The sequence below is a fragment of the Mesorhizobium helmanticense genome, from assembly GCF_003034915.1.
Taxonomy (GTDB): domain Bacteria; phylum Pseudomonadota; class Alphaproteobacteria; order Rhizobiales; family Rhizobiaceae; genus Mesorhizobium; species Mesorhizobium helmanticense.
On the sequence record NZ_PZJX01000047.1, the window covers coordinates 42272 to 61854 of the forward strand.

Annotated in this window: 21 protein-coding genes and 1 pseudogene; 14 read left to right on the forward strand and 8 right to left on the reverse strand. The window is 65.2% G+C overall.

The genetic code is table 11. From position 1 onward, the window contains the following. Positions 1-154: 154 nt before the first annotated feature. Positions 155-1114: a TAXI family TRAP transporter solute-binding subunit gene (locus C9427_RS25410; RefSeq protein ID WP_107651979.1), complete on the reverse strand. Its 960-nt coding sequence runs from the start codon at positions 1112-1114 to the stop codon at positions 155-157. A 255-nt stretch (positions 1115-1369) separates the two neighbouring features. Here C9427_RS25410 and C9427_RS25415 point away from each other — a divergent pair, with 255 nt between their 5' ends. Together C9427_RS25415 and C9427_RS25420 are read left to right on the forward strand one after the other, a co-directional pair. Then, positions 1370-1738: a YciI family protein gene (locus C9427_RS25415; protein ID WP_107651980.1), complete on the forward strand. Its 369-nt coding sequence runs from the start codon at positions 1370-1372 to the stop codon at positions 1736-1738. 7 nt (positions 1739-1745) lie between these two features. Further along, on the forward strand, positions 1746-2993 hold the full coding sequence (locus C9427_RS25420) for an RNA polymerase sigma factor (RefSeq protein ID WP_107651826.1): 1248 nt from the start codon (positions 1746-1748) through the stop codon (positions 2991-2993). Between the two features lie 14 nt (positions 2994-3007). Here C9427_RS25420 and cysK read toward each other — a convergent pair whose 3' ends face one another. The 5 genes from cysK to hrcA form a co-directional block, all read right to left on the reverse strand. Continuing rightward, positions 3008-3988 (reverse strand): cysteine synthase A, encoded by a 981-nt coding sequence (gene cysK / locus C9427_RS25425; RefSeq protein WP_107651827.1) that lies wholly within the window; start codon positions 3986-3988, stop codon positions 3008-3010. 330 nt (positions 3989-4318) lie between these two features. Continuing rightward, positions 4319-4936, reverse strand: coding sequence for a LysE family translocator (locus tag C9427_RS25430; RefSeq protein WP_107651828.1), 618 nt, complete (start codon positions 4934-4936; stop codon positions 4319-4321). A gap of 82 nt (positions 4937-5018) precedes the next feature. Next, positions 5019-6371: a PQQ-dependent sugar dehydrogenase gene (locus C9427_RS25435; protein ID WP_107651981.1), complete on the reverse strand. Its 1353-nt coding sequence runs from the start codon at positions 6369-6371 to the stop codon at positions 5019-5021. A gap of 132 nt (positions 6372-6503) precedes the next feature. Continuing rightward, positions 6504-6701, reverse strand: coding sequence for a hypothetical protein (locus C9427_RS25440; protein ID WP_107651829.1), 198 nt, complete (start codon positions 6699-6701; stop codon positions 6504-6506). A gap of 10 nt (positions 6702-6711) precedes the next feature. After that, entirely contained in the window at positions 6712-7809 is a 1098-nt protein-coding gene (gene hrcA, locus C9427_RS25445; RefSeq protein WP_107651830.1) for a heat-inducible transcriptional repressor HrcA, read from the reverse strand. 156 nt (positions 7810-7965) lie between these two features. Between hrcA and rph the strand changes: the two genes are divergently transcribed. The 5 genes and pseudogenes from rph to C9427_RS34920 all read left to right on the forward strand — a co-directional run. Next, the gene (rph, locus tag C9427_RS25450; protein ID WP_107651831.1) at positions 7966-8682 is read left to right on the forward strand and encodes a ribonuclease PH; all 717 of its coding nucleotides are present in this window, start codon (positions 7966-7968) and stop codon (positions 8680-8682) included. A gap of 183 nt (positions 8683-8865) precedes the next feature. Further along, the gene (locus tag C9427_RS25460) at positions 8866-9276 is read left to right on the forward strand and encodes a VOC family protein (protein WP_107651833.1); all 411 of its coding nucleotides are present in this window, start codon (positions 8866-8868) and stop codon (positions 9274-9276) included. Further along, a complete protein-coding gene (gene rdgB, locus C9427_RS25465; protein WP_107651834.1) occupies positions 9276-9923 on the forward strand; it encodes an RdgB/HAM1 family non-canonical purine NTP pyrophosphatase in 648 nt (215 codons plus the stop codon). Before C9427_RS25460 ends, rdgB begins: the two co-directional genes overlap by 1 nt. Then, positions 9920-11083: a radical SAM family heme chaperone HemW gene (gene hemW, locus C9427_RS25470; RefSeq protein WP_107651835.1), complete on the forward strand. Its 1164-nt coding sequence runs from the start codon at positions 9920-9922 to the stop codon at positions 11081-11083. The genes rdgB and hemW overlap by 4 nt, the downstream gene beginning before the upstream one ends. Before the next feature lie 444 nt (positions 11084-11527). Beyond that, a pseudogene (locus C9427_RS34920) lies at positions 11528-11797 on the forward strand (EamA family transporter); the annotation flags it as partial. Positions 11798-11870: 73 nt separating this feature from the next. Here C9427_RS34920 and C9427_RS25480 read toward each other — a convergent pair. Continuing rightward, a complete protein-coding gene (locus tag C9427_RS25480) occupies positions 11871-12062 on the reverse strand; it encodes a hypothetical protein (RefSeq protein WP_107651836.1) in 192 nt (63 codons plus the stop codon). Positions 12063-12320: 258 nt separating this feature from the next. Here C9427_RS25480 and rsmI point away from each other — a divergent pair, with 258 nt between their 5' ends. Next, positions 12321-13247 carry a 16S rRNA (cytidine(1402)-2'-O)-methyltransferase gene (rsmI, locus tag C9427_RS25485; protein ID WP_107651837.1) on the forward strand — a complete coding sequence of 309 codons (927 nt, stop codon included), beginning with the start codon at positions 12321-12323 and terminating at the stop codon, positions 13245-13247. Beyond that, positions 13240-13617, forward strand: coding sequence for a YraN family protein (locus C9427_RS25490; RefSeq protein WP_107651838.1), 378 nt, complete (start codon positions 13240-13242; stop codon positions 13615-13617). Before rsmI ends, C9427_RS25490 begins: the two co-directional genes overlap by 8 nt. 5 nt (positions 13618-13622) lie before the next feature. Here the strand turns inward: C9427_RS25490 and C9427_RS25495 are convergent, their stop codons facing one another. Continuing rightward, entirely contained in the window at positions 13623-14429 is an 807-nt protein-coding gene (locus C9427_RS25495) for an undecaprenyl-diphosphate phosphatase (RefSeq protein WP_107651839.1), read from the reverse strand. Between the two features lie 174 nt (positions 14430-14603). On the opposite strand from C9427_RS25495, the gene C9427_RS25500 reads away from it, so the two are divergent. The 5 genes from C9427_RS25500 (at position 14604) to C9427_RS25520 (ending at position 19567) form a co-directional block, all read left to right on the forward strand. Beyond that, complete coding sequence (locus C9427_RS25500; RefSeq protein WP_107651840.1) at positions 14604-15296, forward strand: glutathione S-transferase family protein; 693 nt, start codon at positions 14604-14606, stop codon at positions 15294-15296. Then, positions 15277-16431, forward strand: coding sequence for a tRNA epoxyqueuosine(34) reductase QueG (queG, locus tag C9427_RS25505; RefSeq protein ID WP_107651841.1), 1155 nt, complete (start codon positions 15277-15279; stop codon positions 16429-16431). Before C9427_RS25500 ends, queG begins: the two co-directional genes overlap by 20 nt. After that, the gene (locus tag C9427_RS25510) at positions 16428-17327 is read left to right on the forward strand and encodes an SDR family oxidoreductase (RefSeq protein WP_107651842.1); all 900 of its coding nucleotides are present in this window, start codon (positions 16428-16430) and stop codon (positions 17325-17327) included. The genes queG and C9427_RS25510 overlap by 4 nt, the downstream gene beginning before the upstream one ends. A gap of 60 nt (positions 17328-17387) precedes the next feature. Further along, a complete protein-coding gene (mepA, locus tag C9427_RS25515) occupies positions 17388-18461 on the forward strand; it encodes a penicillin-insensitive murein endopeptidase (RefSeq protein ID WP_342587264.1) in 1074 nt (357 codons plus the stop codon). Between the two features lie 86 nt (positions 18462-18547). Next, a complete protein-coding gene (locus tag C9427_RS25520) occupies positions 18548-19567 on the forward strand; it encodes a glucokinase (protein WP_107651844.1) in 1020 nt (339 codons plus the stop codon). Positions 19568-19583 lie beyond the last annotated feature (16 nt).

The window sequence follows — 19583 nt, forward strand, 5'->3', positions numbered from 1 at the left end:
CAGCCGCCGAAGGCGGGTGGACGGGTGGGGTCGTTGCGGCAGTGCGCGGCCTCTACTGACCCCCACCTCGACCTGTGTCAAAAGGTCGAGCGCTTGGCCGAGGACCCCACCCGGCCCTGCGGGCCACCCTCCCCTCAAGGGGGAGGGAAGCGCCTTACTTGATGAGCCCCTTCTCCTTGTAGTACCGCTCCGCGCCGGGGTGCAGCGGCACCGGCATGCCGTCGAGCGCCTTGGCCGGGTCGATCGCCTTGGCGGCGGCGTGGGCGGCGGCAAGCTGGTCGAGGTGCTCGAACATCAGCTTGGTCATCTGGTAGGCGGTGTCGTCGGAGACATCGGCGCGGGTGATGAGGAAATTGCCGACGGCGGCGGTCGCCACATCCTCGTCCTGGCCTTCATAGGTGCCCTTGGGGATGACCACCGCAAGATAGGGCGAGCCGATCTTGGCGACATCCTGAGCCGGCACGGCAACGACGTTGATCGGCAGCGAGGTGGCGAGGTCGCGGATCGAGGCGACGCCGAGGCCGGCCGATTGCAGCGTGGCGTCGAGCTGGCGGTTCTTGATCAGCTCGACCGATTCGGCAAAGGGCAGATATTCGACCCGGCCGAGATCCTCGTATTTCAACCCGGCGGCGGCGAAGATGGCGCGGGCGTTGAGCTCGGTGCCGGAGGCCGGCGCGCCGACCGACAGGCTCTTGCCCCTGAGGTCGGCGAGCGTCTTGATGCCGGACTCCTTGCTGGCGACGATCTGGATGTAATTGGGATAGATGGCGGCGATGCCGCGCAACTTGTCGAGCTTGCCGGGGTAGCCGGCCTCGGTGTTGCCCTCGGCCGCCAGCTTGACCGAATCGCCGAGCGCAAAGGCGATCTCACCCTTGCCTTGCTGCAGCAGGTTGAGGTTTTCGACCGAGGCCTTCGTCGCCTGCACCTGGGTGCGGGCGCCCTCGATGCCCTTGCCGTAGATTTCCGACAGCGCGACGCCGAGCGGATAATAGACGCCGGAAGTGCCGCCGGTCAGCACGTTGATGAATTCCTGCGCTTTGGCCGGCACCGCGCCCAGGCCAAGCGATAGCGCGACGGCGCCGGCGGCAACAAGTTTCGTCCTGAAATTGAGCATCATATCCTCCCTGAAATGGTGGTCACCGCACCGCCTCCCAGCGCGAGCCGAGGCGAGTTTAGACAGCGGCCGGGAAATGCCAACCCGCAATTGCATGCATTAGACCAACGGTTAAGGAACGTCGCGAGAGATGCCGTCTTGCGCAAGACGGTTTCGGGGCCGAAAGATTTTTGCAGCGCCTGTCGAAATCGGGCGCGGCCGCACGACATTGGTTCGGCCGGCAATGACGCGGCCTCCGAAAAACGGGAGAAGACCATGCGATACATGCTTTTGATCTACGCGAACGAAGCCGCGATGGCGGCAGCGCCGACCGAGAGGACCTACGAGATCAGCGCGGCCTATGGCGCCTACACCGAGGCGTTGAAGAAATCCGGAGCGTGGCTGGCCGGCGACCGGCTGAAGCCGACCCAGGCCGCCACCGCGGTGCGCATGGCCAACGGCAAGACCAATGTGCTCGACGGCCCCTATGCCGACACCAAGGAGCAGCTCGCCGGCTTCTACATGATCGAGGCTGAGGACGCCGATGCAGCAATCGCCTGGGCGGCTCGCTGCCCGGGTGCCAGCGCCGGCACGATCGAGGTGCGGCCGATCTGGGAAATGACCGAGTACCCGTCCGAGAAGTGACCAGGTGATGGACAGTCGCCCGGAGATCGCGCGGGCGGCGGCCGAGGCGGCCGCCCGGCAGAGTTACGGCAAGCTTGTTGCCTTCCTCGCCGCCCGCACACGCGACGTGGCCGGCGTGGAGGATGCGCTGGCGGACGCCTTCGCGGCGGCGCTCGAACGCTGGCCGCAAACCGGCGTGCCGGAGAAGCCGCAAGCTTGGCTGCTTGCGGTGGCGCGTCGACGTCGGGTCGACGCGGTCAGGCGGCGGCTGACCGGCGAGGCGGCGCGAGACCACCTCAGGCTGATCGCCGAAGAGATGGAGGCGCGCATGACCGAAGAGGACCTGCCCGATGAGCGGCTCAGGCTGATGTTTGCCTGCGCCCATCCGGCGATCGAGGCCAGCGTGCGCGCGCCGCTGATCCTGCAGACCATCCTGGGCTTCGATGCGGCAACGATCGCCTCGGCATTCCTGGTGTCGCCAGCGACGATGGGCCAGCGCCTGGTACGCGCCAAGGCCCGCATCCGCGAGACCGGCATTCCCTTCCGTGTGCCTGAAAGAGCCGAGCTCAGCGAGCGGCTGGATGCGGTGCTAGAGGCGATCTACGCGACCTTTGCCGAGGGCTGGTCCGATCCAGCCGGCACCGAGACGCAGCGCCGAAACCTCGCGACCGAAGGCATCTGGCTCGGCCGGCTGGTGGCCTCGCTGATGCCGGACGAGCCGGAAGCGCTCGGCCTGCTGGCGCTGATGCTGTTTGCCGAGGCGCGGCGGGCGGCCCGGCGTAATGCCGCCGGAGACTATGTGCCACTGGCCGAGCAGGATTTATTGCTCTGGGACGGCGTTCTGATCGATGAAGCCGAAACGCTGCTCCGGCGCGCCGCGAGCATGGGCATGGTCGGCCGTTACCAGCTCGAAGCGGCTGTGCAATCCGCCCATGCGGCGCGACGGCTGACCGATCGCACCGACTGGCTGGCGATCCGCGAACTCTACGACGCGTTGCTTTCGATCGCAGGCTCGCCGGTGGTGTCGATCAATCGCGCCGTGGCGATTGCCGAGGCCGAGGGTGCGGCGGCGGGATTGGCAGCCCTCTACGTGCTGGGTGACGACAAGCGGCTTGCCGACTACCAGCCTTATTGGGCCGCCCGCGCCGGATTGCTGGCCAGGCTCGGCGAAAAACGGCGAGCAGTCGAAGCCTATGACCGGGCGATCGGCCTGGAGCGCGACCCGGCCGTGCGGCGCTTTCTGCAGGGGAAACGGGCGGGGCTGGGTGAGAACTGACGCAGGCCGGGGGCCTACGCTCCCAGCCCTTCGAAGAGGATCGTCGAGAGATAGCGTTCGGCGAAGGATGGGATGACGACCACCAGGGTCTTGCCCTTGTTCTCCGGCCGCGAGCCGACGACGATCGCCGCCTGCAGGGCGGCGCCCGAGGAGATGCCGACCGGCACGCCTTCGAGGCGGGCGACGAGGCGGGCATTGGCGACCGAATCCTCGTTCGAGACCTTGACGATCTCGTCATAGATCGTGGTGTCGAGGATCTTTGGCGCAAAGCCGGCGCCGATGCCCTGGATCTTATGCGGACCGGGCTGGCCGCCCGACAGCACCGGCGAGGCTTCCGGCTCGACGGCGACGACATGCACCGTGGGCTTGCGCTTCTTCAACACCTGACCGACACCGGTGATGGTGCCGCCGGTGCCGATGCCGGCGACGAAGATGTCGACCTCGCCATGGGTGTCGTTCCAGATTTCCTCGGCCGTGGTCTGGCGGTGGATTTCGGGATTGGCGGGATTCTCGAATTGCTGCGGGATGACCGCGTCGGGCAAGGTCGCGGCCAGCTCGTCGGCCTTGGCGATGGCGCCCTTCATGCCCTTCGGCCCTTCGGTCAGCACCAGCTCGGCGCCGAGCAGCGCCAGCATCTTGCGACGTTCGACCGACATCGTCTCCGGCATGGTCAGGATCAGCTTGTAGCCCTTGGCGGCGGCGGCGAAGGCGAGCGCGATGCCGGTATTGCCGGAGGTCGGCTCGATCAGCGTGGTGCGGCCGGGCGCGATCTTGCCCGATGCCTCCAGCGCCTCGATCATGGCGACGCCGATGCGATCCTTGACCGAGGCGATCGGGTTGAAGAATTCGAGCTTGGCGAGCAGGTTGGCAACGACGCCCTTTTCCCTGGCGAATTTGTCGAGCCGCACCAGCGGCGTGTCGCCGATGGTCTCGGTGATCGAATTGAAGACGCGGCCGCGGCCGGGCACGCGGGCGGGGGTGACGGGCTTGTTCATTGGTTTCGCTCCCAGATCAGGCAATTGGCATCAGCGGACAGAATAGGACTTTCAACCGCGCAAGATAGGCTGCGGCTCGAAAATATCCGAGTGGGGCGCATGCTGAAAACAGCTGCGCACCGGAATACCATTTCTGGGAGAGGCCTCCATTCGGAATGGTTTGGCGGAATAAGAGCTGATTGCGCATCAAGGTGTATTGAGATTCAGGTCAGGCCTAGCCGAAAATGCTGGCTTGCGAGAACCGCAGCGGAGCGTACTTTTCGGTACGTGAGCACCGGAAGCGCAGTAAGCCGGCATTCGCAGGCCGGCCTCACCTGAATATCGATGCACCTACTGGCGGGCGGCGATCGCTGCAGCAGCCCCGACCATGAAGCCGGCGGCGGTGCGGTTCAGGGCTTTAAGCGCCCGCGGCGACTTCAGGAACCAGCGCGCCTTGGCCGCCAGCGCCAGATAGGGCACCAGCACCACCAGGAGCACTACCATCGTGATCGCGACGAGGATGCCGTAATCGGCCAGCGTGATGGTCTTCAGATCGACGATGGTCGGGGTGATGGCGAGGTAGAAGATCATCGTCTTAGGATTGCCGAGGGTGACGGCAAGGCCGGCGATGAAGCTCGATGCCAGCCCGCCCTTGCTCTTCTTGGCTTCGACCGTTTCGGGCGTGATGCCGCTTGTCCAGAACCGCCAGCCGAGGAAGGCAAGATAGGCAACGCCGAACCATTTGATCGCCAGGAACACCATGCCGAAGGTCTGCGCGACAAAAGCGAGGCCGAGCACCACGGCGGTTAGATAGATGAGATCGGCGAGCATCAGCCCGAACGACATCGCCAGCGACGAGCGGAAGCCGGAGCCGAGCGCACGCGCCACCAGCGCGGTGACGCCTGGACCGGGAATGGCGGCGGCAATGCCGAGGGCAGCACTGTAGGCGAGAAATCCGGCAAGGGTCATGGTTAGCCTTGTCGCACAAAGGTGGGCTGGCGTGAATTCGCTGACGGCCGGATTCGATTGCACCAGCGGTGCAAACCGCCGGTCAAGACCGGTGGGCGTCGTAAGTCACGCGCCAGATGGTGCCGCTACCGTCCTCGGTGACGATCAGCGCGCCGTCTTTGGCCACCGCCACGCCGACCGGGCGGCCCCAGACCGCTTCATCCGAGACGACGAAGCCGGTCATAAAATCCTCATATTCGCCGGTCGGCTTGCCATCCCTGAACTTCAGCCGGACAACCTTATAGCCGGTCCTGACGCCGCGGTTCCACGAACCATGCAGGGCAACGAAAGCATCCCCCTGATAGTCGGGTGGGAAGCTCTTGCCGTCATAGAAGGCGATGTTGAGCGGCGCCGAATGCGCCTGCATCAGCACGTCGGGAACGATGGCCTTGCCGGCGAGGTCGGGCCGCTCACCCTTGCGGCGCGGATCCTCGTTGTTGCCGATATAGTACCAGGGCCAGCCGTAGAAGCCGCCTTCCCTTATGGTTGTCGCAAATTCGAACGGCACGTTGTCGCCCAGCGAGTCGCGCTCGTTGACGACGCACCACAAGGCGCCCGTCGCCGGCTGGATGGTCATACCCGCGCAATTGCGCAGGCCGGTGGCCACGACACGCCTGTTCTTGCCGTCCGGATCGAAGGCCAGCACGTCGGCGCGGCCATCCTCCATGCCCCAGGCCGCGCCCAGCGGCTTCGACTTCATCCAGGCGTCGAGGCCGCCTTCCGGTTCCTTCCCCATGCCTTCCTCGCCCACGTTCGAGTAGGAGCCGACCGAGAAATAGAGCGTCTTGCCGTCCGGCGAGAAGGCAATGTCGCGGGTCCAATGGTTCTTCCTGGGAATGTTATCGACGATGGTCTCCGGCTCACCCCGGGCTTTCAGGTCACCATTGCGATAGGCAAAGCGCACGACGCCGTTGCTGTTGGCGATATAGACCCACTGCGGATTGTCGCCCGGGGGATAAAAGGCAATGCCATAGGGCCGGGTGAGATTATTGGCGAAGATCGCCTTCTCGGCGGGTCTCGCGCTGCCTTCGGCGAGGCGATAGAGGCGGATCTGGTTGTCATTGCTGTTGGCCACGAACACGTCGCCGTTGGGGGCGACGCGGACAACGCGCGGATTGATGATGCCGGAGGCGATCATTTCCGCCGAAAAGCCCGGCGGCAGGATCGGCTTTGCTTCCTCGGGCCGTTGCGCCACGCCGGGGCCGTTCGAGGCGGATTCGGTAATGAATGGCGCCTGCAGGTCCTCAGGCCGGATCAGGCGGCGCACCCCCGGCCGGTCGGCGTGCCAGTCGCCGAAGGCAGCTTCGCCTTTCAGCAGCGGCTCAGCCGCCTGCTGAGCAAAAGCGGCTGTCGCAACAAGCAGGACGGCGCCCACAAGACCGGCAAATCGGATCATCCTGCCCTCCAGCGTCAACCTGCTTTCATGCATGTCGTCATCGCCGCACACACTTTGCGCCACATGCAACTTTTGCGCGACATGCGTTAGAACGATGCCCGGGCAGAAGCCGTTCCGCGCTCGACCCTTGCCTCACATCCCCGCGGCGTAAAAATCATCGTCAAGGCGCTTTTCCAGCGTGACGAGGTCATCCGGCAATGGCAGGCCCATGGCGCGCATTTCCCGCAGCTTTTCGCGCAACTGCTCCTGGATCTCATGCTGATCCTCGGGCTGATTGACCATTTCTTCCAGCAACATGCTGATCTGGGCCTTGAATGATTCCAGCGCCATTGTTTTCTCCTTACCGCAGCATCCGGGAAATAAGCTGCGCCGTATAGTCGACCATCGGTACTATGCGCGCATAGTTCAGCCGGGTCGGGCCGATCACGCCAAGCGCACCGATGACGCGAGCGTCCTTGTCGCGATAGGGCGCGACGACCAGCGACGAGCCCGACAGCGAAAACAGCTTGTTTTCCGAGCCGATGAAGATGCGGACGCCCGGCCCGTCCTCGGCGAGGTCGAGCAACTGGATCAGCCCGTCCTGCGTTTCCAGGTCCTCGAACAGATGCCTGAGCAGTTCGATGTCGGCCTGGGCGGTGACGTTTTCCAGGAGATTGGCGCGGCCGCGTACGATGAGCCGCGACGGCAGGCCGCTTTCGGCGCCGGCCCACACCGCCAGGCCCTTCTCGACCAGATCCTGCGACAGCGTGTCGAGGGCGGCTCTCGTCTCTTCCTTGATGCGGGCGATCTCGATGCGTGCCTCGGCCAGCGTGCGGCCGCGAATATGAGCGTTGAGGAAGTTCGAGGCCTCGTGCAATTGCGAGATGGTGATGCCGGCGGGCAGGTCGACGACGCGGTTTTCGACATCGCCATTCTGCGAGACGAGCACGGCCAGCGCCTTGGTCGGCTCGAGCTGGATGAATTCGATGTGCTTCAGCGCCACTTCGTTCTTGGCGGCGAGCACGAGGCCGGCGCCGCGCGACATGCCGGACAGCATCTGGCTGGCTTCGGTGAGCATATGCTCCAGCGTCGCGCCCGAACCGGAAGCCCGCACCTGCGCCTCGATGATGCGGCGCTCCTCGTCGGAGAGGTCGCCAAGCTCCATGAAGGCATCGACGAAGAAGCGCAGTCCCGCCTGCGTCGGCAGCCGGCCGGCCGAGATATGCGGCGCATAGATCAGGCCGAGATGCTCGAGATCGCTCATCACGTTGCGGATGGTGGCCGGCGACAGCGACGACGGCAGGATGCGCGACAGGCTGCGCGAGCCAACCGGTTCGCCGTCCCTGAGATAGGAATCGACGATGCGCCGGAAAATATCGCGCGAGCGCATATCAAGCGATTGGAGTGCTGGCGACTGAAGCACGGGCGACTGGGACGCGGGATCGACTGCCTTGGTCATTCGGGCCAAAAACCTCCGATATCAAGGATATAGAGTTCGGCGGTGTCAGCGCAACCCGGTTGCGCCCGCGAGACCCGGTCCATTTTCCTTTGCGCCCTGCGCGCCGTGCGGTTACAAGCCGGCCACGATTCCAGAAATAACAAGAAAGAAGCCCGAATGCGCCCTTCCAAACGCCAACCCGACGAAATGCGCGCGATCTCCTTCGAGCGCGGCGTCTCCAAGCATGCGGAAGGCTCATGCCTGGTGAAATTCGGCGACACGCATGTTTTGTGCACGGCCAGCATCGAGGAGAAGGTGCCAGGCTGGATGCGCAATTCCGGCAAGGGCTGGGTTACGGCCGAGTACGGCATGCTGCCGCGTTCGACCGGCGAGCGCATGCGCCGCGAGGCTTCCACCGGCAAGCAGGGCGGGCGCACGCTGGAAATCCAGCGGCTGATCGGCCGCTCGCTGCGCGCCGTGGTCGATCTGCAGGCGTTGGGCGAGCAGCAGATCACCGTCGATTGCGACGTGATCCAGGCCGATGGCGGCACGCGCACCGCCTCGATCACCGGCGGCTGGGTGGCGCTTTACGACTGCCTGCGCTGGATGGAGGCAAGGCAGATGGCCAGCGTCGCCAAGGTGCTGAAGGACCATGTCGCGGCGATCTCCTGCGGCATCCATGACGGCCAGCCGGTCATCGACCTCGACTATATCGAGGATTCCTCGGCCGGCACCGACGCCAATTTCGTCATGACAGGCAAGGGCGGCATCGTCGAGATCCAGGGCACGGCCGAGGGCGAGCCTTTTTCGGAAGAGCAGTTCGCGGCGCTGATGGGCCTGGCCAAGAAAGGCATCCAGCGCCTGGTCAGCCTGCAGCAGATGGCCGTGGTGTAGGCTTTCAATGCCGAGCCTGGACACCCCCCTCTGGCCTGCCGGCCATCTCCCCCTCAAGGGGGGAGATTGGGTGTCATCGCGGCTTTCGCCAATCTCCAACGTTGCAAAGTGGGCGATAGCCTCGAAGCCGCTGATCTCCCCCCTTGAGGGGGAGATGGCCGGCAGGCCAGAGGGGGGTGCCTCGTGACTCCCTCCGCAATCTTGGAATCCGCTCTCTATGTCATCGATCTCAACGCCGCCGAATCTTTCTATCGCGATGTCCTCGGCCTCGATCTCCTCGGCAAGGTCGACGGCCGCCATCTCTTCTTTCGCTGCGGATCCGGTGTGCTGCTGATCTTCAATGCCGAGGCGACGAAAGTGCCGCCGGCGCCCGACGCCAGGCTGAAAGTGCCGCCGCACGGCACGGTCGGTGAAGGCCATCTGTGCTTTGCCGCAAGCGCCGACGAAATCGCCCGCTGGAAGGCCCATCTCGAGGCGAAAAAAATCGCCATCGAAAGCGAGTTCGAATGGCCGCAAGGCGGCCGCTCGATCTATATTCGCGATCCCTCCGGCAATTCGATTGAATTCGCCGAACCGAGAATCTGGGGCATCTGATGCATTCGCTGAACGGACAGAAAATCGTCGTCGCCAGCCACAATGAAGGCAAGCTGCGCGAATTCGCCGACCTGATGGCGCCCTTCGGTTTCGAAGCGAAGTCGGCAAAGGAATTTGACCTGCCGGAACCGGACGAGACCGGCACCACCTTCGAGGACAACGCCTATATCAAGGCGTTTGCGGCCGCCCAGGCGACCGGCCTGCCAGCCTTGTCGGACGATTCCGGCCTGTGCGTCGACGCACTTGACGGCGCGCCCGGCGTCTACACTGCCAATTGGGCCGAAACCCCGGATGGTTCGCGCGACTTCGGCATGGCCATGCAGCGCACCGAAGTGGCGCTGCAGGACGTCGGCGCGGTCGACCCGGCACAGCGCAAGGGCCGCTTCGTCGCCGTGATCTGCCTGGCCTTTCCCGATGGTGCGGCCGAATATTTCCGGGGCGAGGTCGAGGGCACGCTGGTGTGGCCACCGCGCGGCGAGCTTGGCTTCGGCTACGACCCGGTGTTCTTGCCGAACGGGTTCGAAAAGACCTTCGGCGAGATGAGCGCCGCGGAAAAGCATGGCTGGAAGCCCGGCCAGCCGGAGGCGCTGTCGCATCGCGCCCGCGCCTTCCAGAAATTCGCGCAAGCCCGACTTGGTTCGGCATGACCATGCTGCTCGACCGCAGCCCCGGCTTCGGCGTCTACGTCCACTGGCCGTTCTGCGCGGCCAAGTGCCCCTATTGCGACTTCAACAGCCATGTGCGCCACCAGCCGGTCGACCAGGAGCGTTTCGCCCGCGCCTTCGAGAGCGAGCTCGCGACGATGCGCGCCCGCACCGGGCCGCGCGAGGTGACCAGCATCTTTCTCGGCGGCGGCACGCCGTCGCTGATGAAGCCGCAAACCGTGGCGACGGTGCTGGATGCGGTGGCGAAGAACTGGACGGTGCCCGACGGCATAGAGGTGACGCTGGAAGCCAACCCTTCATCCGTCGAAGCCGAGCGCTTTCGCGGCTACCGCGCGGCGGGCGTCAACCGGGTGTCGCTCGGCGTGCAGGCGCTGAACGACAAGGATTTGCGCTTCCTTGGCCGCTTGCACAATGTCGAGGAAGCGCTGCATGCGATCGGGCTGGCGCGCGAAATATTCCCGCGGCTGTCCTTCGACCTGATCTACGCGCGGCCCGGCCAGACACCTGAAGCCTGGCAGGCCGAGCTTGAGCAGGCGATCGGCCATGCCGCAGACCATCTGTCGCTCTACCAGCTGACCATCGAGGAAGGCACGCCGTTCCACGCACTGCATGCGGCGAAGAAATTCACCATTCCCGACAATGACCACGCCGCCGACCTCTATCAACTGACGCAGGAGATCACTTCAGCGCACGGATTGCCGGCCTACGAGATTTCCAACCACGCCAGGCCAGGCGCGGAAAGCCGGCACAACCTGACCTATTGGCGCTATGGCGAATATGTCGGCGTCGGTCCCGGCGCGCATGGCCGCTTCGTCGAGAACGGCCGCCGCACCGTGACGATCGCAGAGAGAATGCCGGAGACCTGGGCCAATCTGGTCGAGGCCAAGGGCCATGGCGTCACCGGCGGCGAGACCTTGACGCGCTCGGAGGAGGCCGACGAGTTCCTGCTGATGGGGTTGCGGCTGGCCGAGGGCATCGATCTCAGTCGCTACGAGGCGTTTTCCGGTCGCGGCCTGTCGAGCGCAAGACTGTCTATGCTGCAGGGCGAAGGACTGGTGGCGCCGATCGGCAATTCCCGCCTGCGCGCCACGCCGGCCGGCATGATCGTGCTCGACGCGGTGGTGGCGGACCTGGCGCGTTAGGCAAGCAGGCCACGCTCCTCGCCGAGGCTCAGCGCCCCCTTTCGTCATCCTTGGGCGGGGCGACGCGAAGCGGAGCGCAGACCCGAGGATCCATGCCGTGACGTGTGCGAAGAGGTCCTACGGTCCAGAACGAGGATGGGCTCTTCCTGCTGCTTGTCTTGCCATGGGTTGCGACTTCTCCACCCGAAGTATTGCACATTCTGCACCGCAGCGGTGCTCACATGTCACGGCATGGATCCTCGGGTCTTCGCGACGTCGCTCCGCTCCTGCTCTGCCCAAGGATGACGAAGTCGGGGATGCCGTACCCAATCTTCGAGCCCGAGAATTGCGCTTCTGGAGACGCGGGTTTCACGATATCTGGGTTGAAACGCCACTTGCGAGGCATGCCAATGAACCTGACCGTTTCCTCCTGGCAGTTATGGGCGCTGTTGTCGGCGACCTGCCAGCGGCCAGTTCCAATCGCCTGATACAATCTCGGGGAAAACCTGGCTTTTCCTCGGACTGTCCGGATTGGCTACCGGCGCTTCCTGGCTCTGCTATTTTCGCGCGCTGAAACTCGGCAATGCGGCGCAGGTGGCGCCGATCGACAAGCTAAGCGTCGTGCTTGTGGCGGTGTTTGGCGCGATCTTTCTCGGCGAGCGACTGTCCGGCGCGAACTGGCTTGGCGTCGCTCTTATCGCGGCGGGCGCGGTGCTGGTCGCCTATCGGGTGTGATGGAACGCCTTCCCGGGCGCTTTTCGTTTCAAGACGGGTGATGAAGATATCGAAGCGATTGGGCATCGTCCGGTCAGTGCTCCGTCGTGCTGTCGGTTTCGGTCCTGGCGTCAGCCAAGAGGCGGCGCAAAAGCCGTTTGCCGGCTTCCCTGCTGTCGGCAGCGTTCGCGACTTCGGCAGGCACGCTCTTGTCCTTCAGCGCGGCGAAGCGCTTGCGGCCGGCATAATAGGGCTCGAAAACGTCCTGTATCTTCAGACTGTCCATCCTGCTCCTCCCGAGAGATCGCATCGGCCCGAAAATCGGAATCGATTTTCGGAAAGCACGATGCGATATCAAAAGCTCTAGAGCGACCTTTGCGCGTCAACGGACGCGCGGCGCTCTAGGGATTAAATCCGTCGAGACCGGTTTCGTTCCCTAGTGTGGCGAAGGCATGGCGCGCCCTTGACATCTGCGTGGCTTTTGCAACCGGGCGCCAGCCGTGCCAAACAGGCCCAGATGCATGCAAGCGGCTAGAGGGCAGCGGTGACCGGCGACAAACGCAGCTATGTGATCGGGCAAACCGAGCTGGCGGCCCGGCCGCTCGCGCCGGCGCTCTATCTGGTGGCGACGCCGATCGGCAATCTGGCCGACATCACGCTGCGGGCGCTGGAAACGCTGGCCGCCGCCGACATCGTCGCCTGCGAGGACACCCGCGTCAGCCGCGTGCTCCTCGACCGCTACGGCATCCGCCGCCGCACCACGGCCTATCATGAGCACAATGCCGGCGAGGCCGGGCCGAAACTGATCGCGGCACTCGAGGCCGGGCAGAGCGTGGCGCTGATTTCCGACGCCGGCACGCCGCTGATCTCGGATCCCGGCTACCGGCTGGTCGGTGAGGCGCTGGACCGCGGCATCCGCGTGGTGCCGATCCCCGGCCCGTCGGCGCCGCTTGCGGCGCTGACGGCGTCGGGCCTGCCTTCCGACGCCTTCCTGTTCGCCGGGTTCTTGCCGGTGAAATCGGGGCAGCGGCTGACGCGGCTCGAAGCGCTGAAAAGCGTGCCGGCGACGCTGATTTTCTTCGAATCGCCGCGTCGGCTGGCCGAGACGCTTCTCGCCATGGTCGAGGCGCTGGGCGGCGGACGCCAAGCGGCGATCGGCCGCGAGCTGACCAAGACGTTCGAGGAAATTCGGACTGGGACGTTGCAGTCGCTCGCCGAGCACTACGCGGCGGCCGACACGCCGAAGGGTGAAATCGTCATCTGCGTCGGCCCCACTGAGGCCAAGGCAGACGAACCGGCCGATATCGACCGGCTGCTGCTTTCGCTTGCCGCCGAGATGCCGGCCTCCAAGGCAGCTGCCGAAGCGGCAAAGATGACCGGCGGCCAGAAACAGGCGCTTTACCGGCGGCTGCTCGAACTGAAGGACAGCAAAAAGGAAGGGGACGTCCCCGGAAAGGACGGCGATGGCTGAACGCCCGCTCGCCAGCCGCCGACAAGCCTATCGGCGCGGCCATCGCGGCGAATGGCTGGCGTCGGCGGCGCTGATGCTGAAAGGCTACCGCATCCTGGCCCGCCGTCATCGCACGCGGTTCGGCGAGATCGACCTGATCGCTCGGCGCGGCGACCTTGTGCTGTTCGTCGAGGTCAAGGCGCGCCGCACGCTGATGGAAGCGATGGAGGCTGTTCGCTACGATTCGGAGCGCCGTATCGAAAGCGCGGCCGATCTCTGGCTGTCGCGCCAGCCCGACTATAGCAGGCTGTCAATGCGCTTCGACATGGTGGCGGTGCTGCCCTGGCGCTGGCCCGTGCATGTAGAGAACGCGTTTTATGGGCGCAATTGAGTGCCTCACCCCCAGATCATCAGCGCCACCAGCCCCACGCCGCCGACGACCAGCCGCCACCAGCCGAACAGCGAATAGCCGTGGCGCGAGACGTATTCGAGCAGGAAGCGCACGACGATGAGCGCTGTGACGAAGGCCGCGATGAAGCCGACGGCGATGATCGGCAGGTCGGCGCTGCTCAGCACGTTGCGGTTCTTGAACAGGTCGAAGGCGAAGGCGCCGACCATGGTCGGGATGGCGAGGAAGAAGGAGAATTCCGCCGCCGCCCGCTTGTCGACGCCCAAAAGCAGCGCTCCGACGATCGTCGAGCCGGAGCGCGACGTGCCGGGGATCAGCGACAGGCACTGGAACAGGCCGATCTGCAGATAAAGCCTGGTCGGAAACCGCTCGACGTCGCGGTAGACCGGCTTGAGCTTCATGCGGTCCACCAGGAGCAGGACCACGCCGCCGATGATCAGCATGACGCAGATCAGCCGCGGCGATTCGAACAGGATCGTCTTGATGAAATCATGCGCCAGCGCACCGATGATGGCCGCCGGCAGGAAGGCGATGAGGATGCCAAGGACGAAATGGCGCGTCAGCCGGTCGTGTGGCAAATCGAGCAGCATCTTCCACAAGCGGCGGAAATAGACGCTGAGGATCGCCAGTATGGCGCCGAGCTGGATCAGGATCTCGAAGGCCTTGCCGGTCGAGTGAAAGCCAAGAAAATGGCCGGCAAGCAGGATATGGCCGGTGGAGGAGACAGGAATGAACTCGGTCAGCCCCTCCAGCAGGCCGAGCAGCAGCGCTTCGACGATGGTCTGGCTTTCCATGGCAACCTCGGCGTTGGTGAGAGAGCTTGAAGGAACGGCTTGCGAAAGGGCTTGCTTGTCACGGCGCGGAACTCCCCCTATAGGTCGCAGCACCCTGACAGCCCGCTGAATCGGGCGGTCAAGACTTACCGGCGCAGCCGGCGATTTGCCAGTGCGCTCTATTATCGCGGGACCATGCTGACGCTTTTTCACCACCCGATGTTCGCCGCCTGCCGGTTCGTGCGCCTCGCTTTCGGCGAGTATGGCGAGGAGCTGGCGCTGATCGAGGAAAAGCCGTGGACGCGGCGCAAGGAGTTTTTGGCGCTGAATCCGGCCGGAACCTTGCCGATCCTGCTGGCCGAAGGCGACGTGCCGATCGTCGGCGCCATGGTCATCGCCGAATATCTCGACGAGACGCGCGGCGTCTTGAAGCGCGACAAGCGGCTGTTCGCCGAGGACCCGATGGAGCGCGCCGAAATCCGCCGGCTGACCGACTGGTACCTCAGCAAGGCCGAGAGCGAGGTGACAAGGCACCTGGTGCGCGAACGCGTGCTGAAGCCGGTCATGCCGGAGACGGCGGGCGGCGGCTCGCCCGATTCGGGAGCGATCCGCGCCGCGCGCGCCAATATCCGCCAGCACATGAAATACACCAACTGGCTGGCCGGCACCCGCCACTGGCTGGCCGGCAACAAGGTGACCTATGCCGACCTCGCCGCGGCGGCGGCGCTTTCGGTGCTCGACTATCTCGGCGAGATCGACTGGCGCGAGCACAGTGCCGCGCGCGAATGGTACACGCGGGTGAAATCGCGGCCATCGTTCCGGCCGCTTCTGTCCGACAGGGTGCGCGGCCTGTCGCCGGTGTCGCATTATGCGGACCTCGATTTCTAAGAATGAAAACCTGCGCGCGCTGATCGACCGCGAGGCGAAGCGCGCCGGTTTCGATGCCGTTGCCGTGACCACGCCCGATGCCATCCCGCTGGCTCCGGCCCGGTTGGCCGCATTCGTCGCCGACGGTTTTCACGGCTCGATGGACTGGATCGCCGAGACGCTCAAGCGCCGGGGCGAGCCGGCGGCGCTGTGGCCCGAGGTCCGCTCGATCGTCGTGCTGGCGATGAATTACGGCCCCGACCACGACCCACGCGCGGTGCTGGCCAGGCGCGACTGCGGCGCGATCTCGGTCTATGCGCAAAACCGCGACTATCACGAGGTGATGAAAGGCCGGCTGAAGGAGATCGCCGGCAAGATCGTGGCGCGTGCCGGCGGTGACGTCAAAGTGTTCGTCGATACGGCCCCGGTGATGGAAAAGCCGCTGGCCGAAGCCGCCGGCCTCGGCTGGCAAGGCAAGCATACCAATCTGGTCAGCCGCGAACACGGTTCCTGGCTGTTCCTCGGCACCATCTTCACCACGGCCGCGCTTGCCCCGGATACAGCGGAAGAGGACCATTGCGGCTCCTGCCGCGCCTGTCTCGACGCCTGCCCGACCGACGCCTTTCCGGCGCCCTACCGGCTCGATGCGCGGCGCTGCATTTCCTATCTCACCATTGAGAACAAGGGACCGATCCCGCATGAATTCCGCGAAAGGATCGGCAACCGTATCTATGGCTGCGACGACTGCCTGGCCGCCTGCCCGTGGAACAAGTTCGCCCGCGCCGCCTCGGAAGCGAAGCTCGTCGCCCGCGCGGATCTGCGCGAGCCGCCGCTTGCCGAGCTGCTTAGCCTTGACGATGCCGCCTTCCGCGCCTTCTTCACCGGCTCGCCGATCAAGCGCATCGGCCGCGACCGCTTTGTCCGCAATGTGCTGATCGCGGCCGGCAATTCCGGCGATTCCTCGCTCGGCAACGCCGTGCGCGCCTTGCTTGACGACGCCTCGCCGCTGGTGCGCGGTGTGGCGGTATGGGCGCTGTCGCGGCTTGTGCCGAATCGCGAATTGGCAAAATGCGCGGTCGCCGGCTTAAAGACGGAAGCCGACGAAACGGTGCGGAACGAATGGCGACTGGCGCTGGCAATCGAGGCACATGCATGAGCGGCAAGCAGTTCTTCATTTTCGGCGCCGGCTATTCGGGCAAGGCCTTTGCCCGCGCCAGCGAGGGCGCCGGCACGATCTTCGGCACGACCCGTTCGACGGATAAATTCACAGCGTTGCGTCAGGCCGGCATCGAGCCGCTGCTGTTTGACGGCGCGCCGACGCCTGGAATCAGCGCTGCGCTGAGAGAGACGACCCATCTCATCGTCTCGGTGGCGCCGGACGAGGCCGGCGACCCGGTGCTGAATGCCATGCGCCGGACGATCGTGGCGGATATGCCGGCGCTCGAATGGATCGCCTATCTCTCGACCGTTGGCGTCTATGGCGATTATGGCGGCGCCTGGGTTGACGAAACGGCGGAATGCCGGCCGGTGTCGAAGCGCTCGATCATGCGTGTCGCCGCCGAACGGGACTGGCTGCAACTGGGCCGGGAGATTGGCCGGCCGGTCGCTATCCTGCGGCTTTCCGGCATTTACGGGCCGGGCCGCAATGCGCTGGTCAATCTGGAAAACGGCACTGCCCGGCGGCTGGTCAAGCCGGGCCAGGTGTTCAACCGCATCCATTGCGACGACATTGCCGGCGCGCTCTGGCACCTCGCCGGAAGCAACGCCGGCGGCGTCTTCAACGTCACCGACGATTTGCCGGCGCCGCCGCAGGACGTCGTCGCCTATGCGGCCTCCCTTACGGGCATCGAACCGCCGCCCGAAATTCCGTTCGAGACCGCCCAACTTTCGCCCATGGCGCGGTCTTTCTATGGCGAGAACAAGCGCGTCGCCAATATGGCTATCAAGGCAGCCGGCTATCGCTTCCGCTTTCCCGATTATCGTGCCGCCTTCGACCAGATGTGGGCCGATGGCGACTGGCGCGACGGCGAAGCGCGTAGCCCGATGAGGTGATCGAAGCGTGGCGCGCGGCGTGCTATGATTCGACTTGAATTCGCGGAGGGGCTCATGAAGATGTTGCAACGCTCATGGACGCCGCTCATGGCGGCAGCGTTCGCCGTCGTGACGGCACTTGCAGCGCAGTCCGCACGCGCCGAGGAATTGGCGAAAGACCTGTTCGGCGCCAAAAAGCTGCCGGCCGTGGCGGCACCCCAATCCTTCGGCTTCTACTCCAAGGGCTGCTTTGCCGGCGGCGTCGCCATCCCCATGGACGGCCCGCACTGGGAGGTGATGCGGCCTTCACGCAACCGCCGCTGGGGCCATCCAGTGATGATCGGGCTCATCGAGAAACTGTCGCGCGACGCCGCCGCCGATGGCTGGCCAGGCCTTTTGGTCGGCGACATTTCGCAGCCGCGCGGCGGCCCGATGCTGACCGGCCATGCCTCGCACCAGATCGGCCTCGACGCCGACATCTGGCTGACGCCGATGCCCGACAACAGGCTTTCGACCAACCAGCGCGAGAAGATGAGCGCCACCTTGCTGGTCGACGAAAAGACCCATCTGGTGAAGGAGGCGCTGTGGAAACCGCAGCATGCGCTGCTGCTGAAGCGAGCGGCGAGCTATCCGGAGGTCGAGCGCATCCTGGTCAATCCCGGCATCAAGAAGAAGCTGTGCGATACGGTGAAGGGCGACCGCGCATGGCTGCGCAAGATCAGGCCGTTCTGGGGGCACGACTATCATTTCCACATCCGCATCGGCTGCCAGCCCGGCTCGCCAGACTGCAAACGGCAGGAGGCGACGGTGCGGGGCGACGGCTGCGACCAGTCGCTGGCCTGGTGGTTCACCGACGAACCGTGGCGCCCTGCCAAGAACCCCGACAAGCCGAAGGCGCGCGAGCTGATGACGATGGCTAGCCTGCCCCGGGAATGCCGGGCCGTGCTCGACGCGCCTGCTCCGTCCTCGGCCGAAGCTGCGACCTATCATGGCGACGGCAGGTCGATCGCGGCCGCTGCTGCTGAACCCGCGGTCGCGGCGGCTCCGGAACCGGCAATTACAAGTGGAGCTGGCGCACTCCCGGCTTCAGCGAGCGCTTTCGCGGCAACGCCCGAGATCGGCATCCCCCTGCCGCGGCCGCGGCCGGGGAACTAACGCCGAAGCGGCTTTCCCTTTCCGAGGTCATGCGCTAGTCAACGAAGGACAGCGGCAGACTGCCGGGAAGCGGGACAGACAAGAGCATGGCAGGCGACGACGACACCGTGTTGCGGTTTCCGATCCTGATCGGCGATATCGGCGGCACCAATGCGCGCTTCTCGATCGTGCTCGACGCGAATTCCGAGGCGGGCGAACCGACCATTGTCCAGACCGCCAGTTTCAACACGATCGACGAGGCGATCCAGGCGGCGGTGCTCGACCGCTCGTCGGTGCGGCCCAACTCCGCCGTGCTGGCGGTGGCCGGCCCGGTCGACAGCGACGAGATCCCGCTCACCAACTGCCCATGGATCGTCAAGCCGAGGCAGATGTTTGCCAACCTCGGCATCGGCGACGTCGTGGTGCTCAATGATTTCGAGGCGCAGGCGCTGGCCGTCGTGGCGCTCGGCGAAGAGCATATGGAGAAGATCGGCGGCGATGCGCCGGAGCCCAATGCCGGACGGGTGGTGCTCGGTCCCGGAACCGGGCTTGGCGTCGCCGGCCTGGTCTATGCGCTGAACCATTGGATACCGGTGCCCGGCGAGGGCGGCCACATGGACATCGGGCCGCGTACGCCGCGCGATTTCGAGGTGTTTCCGCATATCGAGAAGCTGGATGGCCGCATCTCGGGCGAGCAGATCCTGTCCGGACGCGGTCTCGTCAACGCCTACCGGGCGGTGGCCAAGGCCGACGGCAAGCCGGCGCCTTTCACCAAGCCGGCCGAGGTCACCGCCGCGGCACTGGCGAAGTCGGATCCGGTGTCGGAAGAAGCGCTCGAGATGTTCGTCACCTGCCTGGGGCGCACCGCCGGCGACCTGGCGATGGTGTTCATGAGCCGCGGCGGTGTCTTTCTCACCGGCGGCATCGCGCAGAAGATCCTGCCGGCGCTCAAGGAAGGCAATTTCCGCGCCGCTTTCGAGGACAAGGCGCCGCACAGCGAGCTGATGCGCACAATGCCAGTCTATGTCATCACCCACCCGCTGGCGGCACTTTCCGGCCTTGCCGCCTATGCCAGGAACCCGTCGCTGTTCGGCGTCCAGACGGCGGGACGGCGCTGGCGGGTATAGTCTTTTGTTAAGCATG

Coding starts and splice junctions, on each gene's coding strand:
- C9427_RS25410 (WP_107651979.1), bottom strand. CDS start 1,114: ATGCTCAATTTCAGGACGAAACTTGTTGCCGCCGGCGCCGTCGCGCTA.
- C9427_RS25415 (WP_107651980.1), top strand. CDS start 1,370: ATGCGATACATGCTTTTGATCTACGCGAACGAAGCCGCGATGGCGGCA.
- C9427_RS25420 (WP_107651826.1), top strand. CDS start 1,746: ATGGACAGTCGCCCGGAGATCGCGCGGGCGGCGGCCGAGGCGGCCGCC.
- cysK (WP_107651827.1), bottom strand. CDS start 3,988: ATGAACAAGCCCGTCACCCCCGCCCGCGTGCCCGGCCGCGGCCGCGTC.
- C9427_RS25430 (WP_107651828.1), bottom strand. CDS start 4,936: ATGACCCTTGCCGGATTTCTCGCCTACAGTGCTGCCCTCGGCATTGCC.
- C9427_RS25435 (WP_107651981.1), bottom strand. CDS start 6,371: ATGATCCGATTTGCCGGTCTTGTGGGCGCCGTCCTGCTTGTTGCGACA.
- C9427_RS25440 (WP_107651829.1), bottom strand. CDS start 6,701: ATGGCGCTGGAATCATTCAAGGCCCAGATCAGCATGTTGCTGGAAGAA.
- hrcA (WP_107651830.1), bottom strand. CDS start 7,809: ATGACCAAGGCAGTCGATCCCGCGTCCCAGTCGCCCGTGCTTCAGTCG.
- rph (WP_107651831.1), top strand. CDS start 7,966: ATGCGCCCTTCCAAACGCCAACCCGACGAAATGCGCGCGATCTCCTTC.
- rdgB (WP_107651834.1), top strand. CDS start 9,276: ATGCATTCGCTGAACGGACAGAAAATCGTCGTCGCCAGCCACAATGAA.
- hemW (WP_107651835.1), top strand. CDS start 9,920: ATGACCATGCTGCTCGACCGCAGCCCCGGCTTCGGCGTCTACGTCCAC.
- C9427_RS25480 (WP_107651836.1), bottom strand. CDS start 12,062: ATGGACAGTCTGAAGATACAGGACGTTTTCGAGCCCTATTATGCCGGC.
- C9427_RS25490 (WP_107651838.1), top strand. CDS start 13,240: ATGGCTGAACGCCCGCTCGCCAGCCGCCGACAAGCCTATCGGCGCGGC.
- C9427_RS25495 (WP_107651839.1), bottom strand. CDS start 14,429: ATGGAAAGCCAGACCATCGTCGAAGCGCTGCTGCTCGGCCTGCTGGAG.
- C9427_RS25500 (WP_107651840.1), top strand. CDS start 14,604: ATGCTGACGCTTTTTCACCACCCGATGTTCGCCGCCTGCCGGTTCGTG.
- queG (WP_107651841.1), top strand. CDS start 15,277: ATGCGGACCTCGATTTCTAAGAATGAAAACCTGCGCGCGCTGATCGAC.
- C9427_RS25510 (WP_107651842.1), top strand. CDS start 16,428: ATGAGCGGCAAGCAGTTCTTCATTTTCGGCGCCGGCTATTCGGGCAAG.
- mepA (WP_342587264.1), top strand. CDS start 17,388: ATGTTGCAACGCTCATGGACGCCGCTCATGGCGGCAGCGTTCGCCGTC.
- C9427_RS25520 (WP_107651844.1), top strand. CDS start 18,548: ATGGCAGGCGACGACGACACCGTGTTGCGGTTTCCGATCCTGATCGGC.